The organism is Thermostichus sp. OS-CIW-31 (genome assembly GCF_054060305.1).
Map to the genome: position 1 here is coordinate 1 of NZ_JBSSDA010000039.1, position 7710 is coordinate 7710.

The following is a 7710-nucleotide window of genomic DNA, read 5'->3' on the forward strand; positions in this document are numbered from 1 at the left end:
GACTTTTGACCAGCAAACCTATATGGAGGAGGGCTTTCCTCCCGACACCAAGCCTGCGGCTATGGTGCGGGCCTCCAGCCCGAAAATTTGGTGAAATGCAAGGACTCCGTCCCGCTTACGCGTTCGCGTTAGCGTCGCGTAGCGACAAAGGACTCCGTCCCGCTTACGCGAGCGGATCCCATTCCCCGCCTCTGGCCAACCCCTCGATGGTGGTGATGGCTTGGCCCTGCAAGCGCGCCGCCGGGTACAGGCAACTGTGGACGGGATCCCCCTCCAACAGCACCGTGCAAGCCCCGCAATCCCCCGAGTCGCAGGCACGGCGTACCCCCACCCAGCCCAGCTCCCGCAACAAGCTCAGCAGAGTGATCCCCGGCGGAACCACCTGCCCATAGGGTTGGCCGTTCACCTGAAATCGGATGGGAATGGGAGTGGGATCCATAACGGTCTTCTTTTTTCACTCACATCTACCCCATTCTGTTTTGAGCAAAATGTTTCGAGTGAACCATTGGATTGCCCTGTTTGTTTTCATCCCTCTTCCCCATGAGGTGAGGGGATCCTGCCTATCGCAGATCGGTTTGCCCTCCCTCGCTGGGATGGCTTTCTTGGATGATCAGAGCAGGATTTTGTGAATTCAAATCCCAAGTGCAGGCCAAGCCTTCTTTGCCGAGATCTCTTCGCTTCCCTCAACTCCATTGATGACTTAGCCTATTTACCCTAGGAGCATGACTCTAGTCAATGATACGCTGGACTATACTGAAAATAATGTACAGTATGTTCAGTATGGCTGCTTGGTATGGCTAGGTATGTAAAACCGAGAGAAGCGGCGGATTATTTTGGGGTGTGTCTCCACACTTTGAGGCGATGGGAACAGAAAGGTTGGATCAATGCAGTACGTACGCCATCTGGTAGAGCGAGCATGTTTCTAACCTTCAAAATCCTGAACTTTGCTGAATTTACTGAGCTTTAGGCGGTTTGACAAAAGTCATTGAGAGGGATACACTAGACTAAGCCTCCCCCCCCCCCCGATCCTTGAGTCAACCGCAACGGTTGCCGGGAAGTGAAGAGGGAGTGCTCTGGGGTATTCCTCAGGGCTTTGCGGGATACCGCCTTCCTGCTCAGATATAGACAGGATGCGACCGCTGCGCCGTTGAGCAGTGATGCTCAGTAGTGTTCAGCGTAAATGTATCAGACACTATGGCAACTCTTTACTTCAGCCCGCTTTTCGAGGTACAAGCTCTGCAAGCGGAGCCCAACCGGGGACGCTGTCGCTCCTTCCTGCCCACTCCTCTGCAGGTTTGGGAGAGCGGCGAAGCCTACACCGTCCAGTTGTGGGTGCCCGGTGCCAATCGGGAACGCTTCCACATCGAGGCCACGGCTCAACAGCTCTCCATCAGCGGCGAGATCCAGGTTCACGGCCCTGAAGGTGCTGAATTGCGCTACCAAGAAGTGGAGCCCCAACCTTTTCAACGCATCCTCAAGCTGGCCCGCCGCATCCAGCCGGAGAAAGTCTCGGCCACCTATCGCGACGGCATCCTCACTCTCACTCTGCCCAAAGCCGACGCAGCGCGGGTGATCAAAGTCCAAGTGGGCGCCTCAAACCCCACTACTCCGACGGAAGCCGTGACAGTGGAAAGCCAACCTGCCTAGGATCCCCCTCTTTTCGGGAGAGGGGCTGGGGGTGAGGATCCACTGCACGCGCACCTCATCTCCCACCTTAAAATCCAGCGCCCGGCTGGCATTGCCTCGGTTTTGCACGATCTCCACCCAGCCGGAGCTGCCCACCAGGGCCAGCACTTCCCCAACTTCTCCCTCAGCAAAGGTGGCCACGGAGCGGACGGGGATCCCTTTGATCCAGGCGCTCCAGCTTCGACCTTCCACCCACTGTCCGGGCAGGTTGGTGATGCCGTTGCCGAAGTGGTCGATGGCCTGGACCAGGCCGCGACAGCCGTTGGTCTCCATCTGGGGTGGCGGCCACTCCCAGCGGGTTAGTTCTGCTACGTCTAGGGGATCCCCCAGCTCCGCCAAAGGGATCCCGTTGGCCAGATGAGCGGCAACCGGGGCAAAAATATCCCGCCCATGAAAGGTGCGGCTGGGAGAGGGGGTGCGCCAATAGCGGGGCCGGTTGAGTTCCACAGCAGCCAGCGCCGGAGTTTGGGCCAAAACGCCGCTGAACAGGCCATTGTCGGGGCCGACCAAAAAGCCCGTCTCGGTTTGGATGGCTACCGCCCGTCGACTGCTCCCCACCCCTGGATCCACAACGGCCAGGTGAATGGTGCCCGACGGCAGATAGGGGTAGGCCGTCATCAGGGCAAAGCGAGCCGCCGCCACATCCTGAGGCGGGATCCCATGGCTGAGGTCGATGAGTTGAGCCTGTGGGGAAAGGGTATGAATCACCCCTTTCATAATGCCCACATAGGGATCCTGCAGGCCAAAATCCGTCAACAGGCTAATAAAAGGCATACCCTTTTGAGGCTTGAGGATCCCAGTTTAAGGATCCCAAAAGATAACAGCGCTTATGGATGGGGTGGCTAGCGGGCAGCAAGAGCAGGTTGCGGGCGCTCATACACCTGCCCCAAACGCGCCAACTGCTGCACCAGCAAGCTCAAGAACAGGCCCACATCGGTAACAATCCCCACCGACTCCAGGGATCCCCGATCGGCCAGCTTGGTCACCACTGCCGGGTTAATGTCCACGCAGATCAGCTTGACCCCGGCAGGCGTCATGTTCCCGGCTCCAATGGAGTGCAACATGCTGGAGAGCATCAACACCATGTCGGCCCCCTGTAGCAGCCGTGCGTAATCCTGCTGGGCCTTGATCAAATCCATCTCCGTATCCGGCAGCGGCCCATCGTCACGGATGGATCCCGCCAGGGAGAAGGGCACCTGAGCGCGAATGCACTCGTAGAACACCCCACCGGTAATCACGCCCGCTTCCACTGCGGCCCGGATGCTGCCGTACTTGCGGATGAGGTTGATGGTTTTGAGGTGATGCTTGTGGCCGCCCTTGACCGGCGTGCCCCGCGACAGATCCACCCCCAGCGAGGTGCCGTAGAGATTCTGCTCCAAATCGTGAACGGCAATGGCATTGCCCCCCAACAGCGCCTGCACATAGCCCTCCCGAATCAGGGTAGCCAAGTGGGATCCGCCGCCTGTGTGGATGACCACCGGCCCTGCCACCACCACCGTTTTGCCGCCCCGCTCCTTGATTTGCCGCAGCTCCCAGGCAATCTGCTCCACCAGGATCTCCACCCGCCGCTCGCTGGAGACCCCCGATCCCATAAAGGTAAACTCCTGGGAAGAGCGCTCTTTGCTGGCCTGGCGCACGGTGCGGATCCCTTCCACCCCACACACCACGGCATCCCCCACCTGCAAATCTCGAATCAGGGTGCAATAGGCTGAAAACTCCGTCTTGCCATTGCAATCGGATCCCTTGACCACGATCACCCCATCCATGCGCTGCCGCTGCACCGGGATCCACTGGCCGGCCACCCGCACCTGCGTGGGATAGATGGTGGTGACATAAAAATCGTCGGGCGCTACCCCTGCTTTCTCTACCCGCTCCAGACGGGCATCTTGCTGGGTTTCCTCCGAGAGACGGGCCCCCTGCTCGATCAAGGCGCTGAGGATGGTGTCCAGGGTCTCTTCGGTGGGAGCGGAAACGGCCAGTTCCACCGTGGAAGTGCTCTGCCGTTTTTCCCCAAGTTGAAACTTGAGGATCTGGAAGCTGCCGCCATTGTCCACAATGCAATCGACGGCTCTGGTGAGCAGGTCGCTGTCCACCAAGTGTCCCTGGAGGGTCACCGTCCGGCTGAGCACCGTGGCCACCGGATCGGTTTGGGGAGCCACCGTCTCGTCGAGGCGCAATGTCAAGCACTTGGCCGCCCCACCGGCTTTCAGGAACTCCGTCAGCTCCGTCTGCACCACCGCAAATCCCCGCTCCTGTAGGGTGGCTTCCAGCTCTGGGCTGACCCGATTCACCAAGATCGTGCCGTTCACATCCACGGCATTGCAGGCAAAGTGAATGGCATCCGCCTCCTGAACCGGGATCCGCTTTTCGGGGGGCACCCGCATCTCGATCAGGCGGTTGGAATAGGCATCAAAAGCCGGTGGATAGTAAAGCAAATAGCCTTCGGAGAGGGGGCAAAAGCAGGTGTCTAGGTGGTAGAACCGCTCGTCCACCAGCCGCAAAGACAACACCTCGATCCCCAACCACTTGGCCAAGTAGGGGTGAGACTCCAACATGGAGCGAAAGCCGTAGCCCGCCCACAGCCAGCGCCCTGCCCGATCCAACAGAGCATCTCCCGCCCCCTCAAAAGCCAGGGCTGGCGGCAGCTCATAGACGGTGTAGCCCTGTTCCTCAAACCAAGCCTTGAAATGGGGCTGTTCCCCCTGCCGCTCTGGGTGATAAAAACGGCTCAGCACCACCTTGGATCCCAGGATGAGCCCGGCATTTGCCGTAAACACCATATCCGGCCATCCCGGCACCGGCTGGATCAGCTTCACCTCCGCCCGTTGCGAGAGATGCGAATAGAGAGCCTGCCACTGCTGCAGCGCCCGTTCTCGCGAAGAGCGGTGAACATTCCCCACCATCCAGGGGTTGATCACATAGTCCACCTCGTAGTGATCGGGTGGGCACATCAAATACCGAATGGCACCAGGCATAGATCTCAGAGCGCAATCTGCAGCAGGGCATCCCCTAGATTAGCAGTTGCGTGAGCAGCATCCTCAAGAATCATGAAAGAATCATTATTTGTGGGAATCTTTCGCCAGCTCTGGCTGCAGTGGGCTGGGATCGGCAATGTTGGGCAACTCCAGACAGTAGCCCGCCCCATAGACGGTTTTGATGTACTGGGGGTGGCGGGGATCCGGCTCCAGCTTGGTGCGCAGGTGGCGGATGTGAACACGGATGGTCTCGATGTCGTCGTCGGGCTCGTAGCCCCACACCTCCTGCAGGATTTCGCTTGGAGAAACAGTCTGCCCATGTCGCTGCATCAGACAGTGGAGCAGGTCAAACTCCAGGTGGGTGAGCTTGATCGTTTTGCCGAACCACAACGCCTCAAAGCGCTCCGGCACCAGCGTGAGAGGGCCATAGGTGAGGATCTCCCCATGCTTGGCCGCCTGTGGGATCCGGTCTGAGCGACGCAGCAGGGCCCGCACCCGCACCAGCAGCTCCTGCACCTCAAAAGGCTTGGTCAGGTAGTCGTCGGCACCGGCATTAAAGCCCTCGATCTTATCCTGAGTTTGGCCGAGGGCGGTGAGCATCAAAATCGGGATCTCGCTGGTGCGCTCCTCCCGCCGCAAGCGCTGACAAACGGTCAGGCCATCTACCTGGGGCAGCATCAGGTCGAGGATGATCAGATCGGGGAGAACTTGCAGAGCCAGTGCTTGTCCGCGCACCCCATCGGTGGCCTTCACAACCTCGTAGCCCGCCAACTCCAGATTGATGCGCAGGATATCCAGAATCGAAGGGTCGTCCTCAATAATGAGTATGCGAGCCATAGCCGGTTGCAGCCCAAACTGCGGATAAAACGTTTTGTTAAATGTGCTAACAAAGAGCCGAAGCTTTACGACTGGAAGTTTACTTAATTTTAGCCTCATTGCAAATCTTACTGCGAAGTTAACCCGCAGGGTTGCCCAGCCCGGAGCCGGATGCAGGGGAAACTTTTCAACCCGTTTGGGGCAAATGGGTGCGTTTTTAAGGCCTACGGCCCGCTATCGCGAACGGATCTCCCTTTGGGGGAAGTGCTCCGCACCGCTGGCGCGAACGCGGCGATGAGGCGGCGGGTGTAGTCCTGCTGCGGCTGCTGGTAGATCTGGGAGGCAGGGCCAAGCTCTTCGATGCGGCCCCGGTTCATGACCATGATGCGGTCGCTCATGAACTTGACCACGCTCAGGTCGTGGGAGATGAACAGGTAGGCCAACCCCAGTTCCTCCTGCAGATCCTTGAGCAAGTTCAGCACCTGGGCCTGCACGGAGACATCCAGGGAAGACACTGCCTCATCGCAGACGATCAGGCGGGGCTCCGAGGCCAGGGCGCGGGCAATACAAATCCGCTGCCGCTGTCCTCCGGAAAACTGGTGGGGCAGGCGATCCAGCGCTTCCGGATCCAACCCTACCCGTTCAAACAGGCGTTGGGCCCGTGCTCGTCGCTCAGCAGCATTTCTCCCAATCCCGTGCAGGGCCATTGGCTCTATGACGCTGGCTCCCACACTCATGCGCGGATCCAGTGAGGCTGCCGGATCCTGAAAGATCAGCTGAATCTCGCGGCGGAGACGACGTAAGCGTTGGGGCGGCAAGCGGAGCAGCTCCTCGCCGTCGTAGATCACCTGGCCAGAGCTGGCACGGACCAGGCGCAACAGGGTTCGCCCCAGGGTGGTTTTGCCGCAGCCGGACTCTCCCACCAGCCCCAAGGTCTCTCCGGGGTAGAGGTCAAAGCTGATCCCATCCACAGCTCGGATCTCGCCCACCTGGCGGCCAAATGGCCCTCGACGGACGGCGTAGTGGGTTCGCAGATCCCGCACCTGCAGCAGGGGGGGCTGACTGTACAGCCGGCGCAGCCGTTCTTCCTCTAAGGACTCCGTCCCGCTTACGCGAACGGCAGCCGGGATCTCCACCTGCTGCCACTGCTCCTCTGGGGATCCCCCTTTTTCCAGAAAATCCTGGACGGTGGGCAACCGCCGCAACCGCCGCTCCAACACCGGGCGACAGGCCAACAGGCCGCGGGTGTAGGGATGCTGGGGATCCCGAAAGATCTGCTCCACCGATCCCTGTTCCACAGCTTGGCCCCGGCGCATCACCACCACCTGATCTGCCAGTTCGGCCACCAAATTGAGATCGTGGGTGATGAAGAGGATGGCCATCTGCCGGTGCTGCTGCAGCTCCCAGAGCAGGCGCAGGATTTCCGCTTGCACCGTAACATCTAGAGCGGTGGTCGGCTCATCGGCAATCAACAGTTGGGGATTGGAGGCGATGGCACAGGCGATGGCCGCCCGTTGGATTTGGCCGCCGGAGAGCTGATGAGGGTAGCGCTCCAGCATCTGGGGAGAAAGCTGCACCTCCTCAAACAGGCGAATGGCTTGGGCGCGGATCTCCGCCGGGCTCAGGGAGGTGTTGGCCCTCAAGGTTTCCTGTAACTGCTGGCCACAGGTGTAGAGGGGGTTGAGGGCGGTGCTCGGCTCCTGGAAAATCATGGCGATCTGGGATCCGCGATAGCGCCGCCGTTGCCGGGGATCCAACTGCAGCCAGTCCACCGTTCCGTTGGGGCCCTTGAAGAGGATTTTGCCCTCCACCCGGGCCGAGCTGGGCAGCAGATCAATCAGCGTCAGGGCGGTCATGGTTTTGCCGGATCCCGACTCCCCCACCAGGCCTAAGGTCTGGCCGATCCCGATCTGGAAAGACAGCCCGTCCACCACCGGGGATCCCGAGGGCTCGCCAGCTGCACGGCTGGGCAAGAAAACCCGCAGCCCTTGTACGGTCAGCAAGGCAGAATCGGCAGTAGAGACAGCCTCAGTCATGGCGACGAAAGTGCTCCGCACCGCTGGCGCGAACGCATTAGGGGAATTGGCAGGATTATAGACTACCGCCCCCGCCTTGGCCTCCAAAGTGCTCCGCACCGCTGACCAAAAGGCGCGGCAAGCCCCGTCCTTCAGGGCAGGGAAGGATAGCGCCGACCGTAGCCGACGCCCTTTAAAAACGCAGTGCCGGCCATGTG

At 60.1% G+C, this 7710-nt stretch carries 6 protein-coding genes and 1 pseudogene; 2 read left to right on the plus strand and 5 right to left on the minus strand.

Annotated features, from left to right (window positions below; translation table 11 throughout):
• Positions 1–163: 163 nt before the first annotated feature.
• Positions 164–439 (minus strand): (2Fe-2S)-binding protein, encoded by a 276-nt coding sequence (locus ACVWY9_RS13950; protein WP_457389012.1) that lies wholly within the window; start codon positions 437–439, stop codon positions 164–166.
• 354 nt (positions 440–793) lie between these two features.
• Between ACVWY9_RS13950 and ACVWY9_RS13955 the strand changes: the two are divergent.
• Both ACVWY9_RS13955 and ACVWY9_RS13960 read left to right on the plus strand, forming a co-directional pair.
• Positions 794–922 (plus strand): annotated as a pseudogene (locus ACVWY9_RS13955) (MerR family DNA-binding transcriptional regulator); the annotation flags it as partial.
• A gap of 272 nt (positions 923–1194) precedes the next feature.
• Positions 1195–1647, plus strand: a complete 453-nt coding sequence (locus tag ACVWY9_RS13960) for an Hsp20/alpha crystallin family protein (protein ID WP_457389014.1) — start codon at positions 1195–1197, stop codon at positions 1645–1647.
• On the opposite strand, the gene ACVWY9_RS13965 is transcribed toward ACVWY9_RS13960, so the two are convergent.
• From ACVWY9_RS13965 to ACVWY9_RS13980, 4 genes are all read right to left on the minus strand, one after another.
• A complete protein-coding gene (locus tag ACVWY9_RS13965) occupies positions 1594–2460 on the minus strand; it encodes an SAM hydrolase/SAM-dependent halogenase family protein (protein WP_457389016.1) in 867 nt (288 codons plus the stop codon). The two genes, ACVWY9_RS13960 and ACVWY9_RS13965, sit on opposite strands and share 54 nt — an antisense overlap.
• A 68-nt stretch (positions 2461–2528) precedes the next feature.
• Positions 2529–4661 (minus strand): bifunctional arginine dihydrolase/ornithine cyclodeaminase, encoded by a 2133-nt coding sequence (gene argZ, locus ACVWY9_RS13970; RefSeq protein WP_457389018.1) that lies wholly within the window; start codon positions 4659–4661, stop codon positions 2529–2531.
• Positions 4662–4745: 84 nt separating this feature from the next.
• On the minus strand, positions 4746–5498 hold the full coding sequence (locus ACVWY9_RS13975) for a response regulator transcription factor (RefSeq protein ID WP_414342492.1): 753 nt from the start codon (positions 5496–5498) through the stop codon (positions 4746–4748).
• 203 nt (positions 5499–5701) lie between these two features.
• The gene (locus ACVWY9_RS13980) at positions 5702–7513 is read right to left on the minus strand and encodes an ABC transporter ATP-binding protein (protein ID WP_414424811.1); all 1812 of its coding nucleotides are present in this window, start codon (positions 7511–7513) and stop codon (positions 5702–5704) included.
• Positions 7514–7710 lie beyond the last annotated feature (197 nt).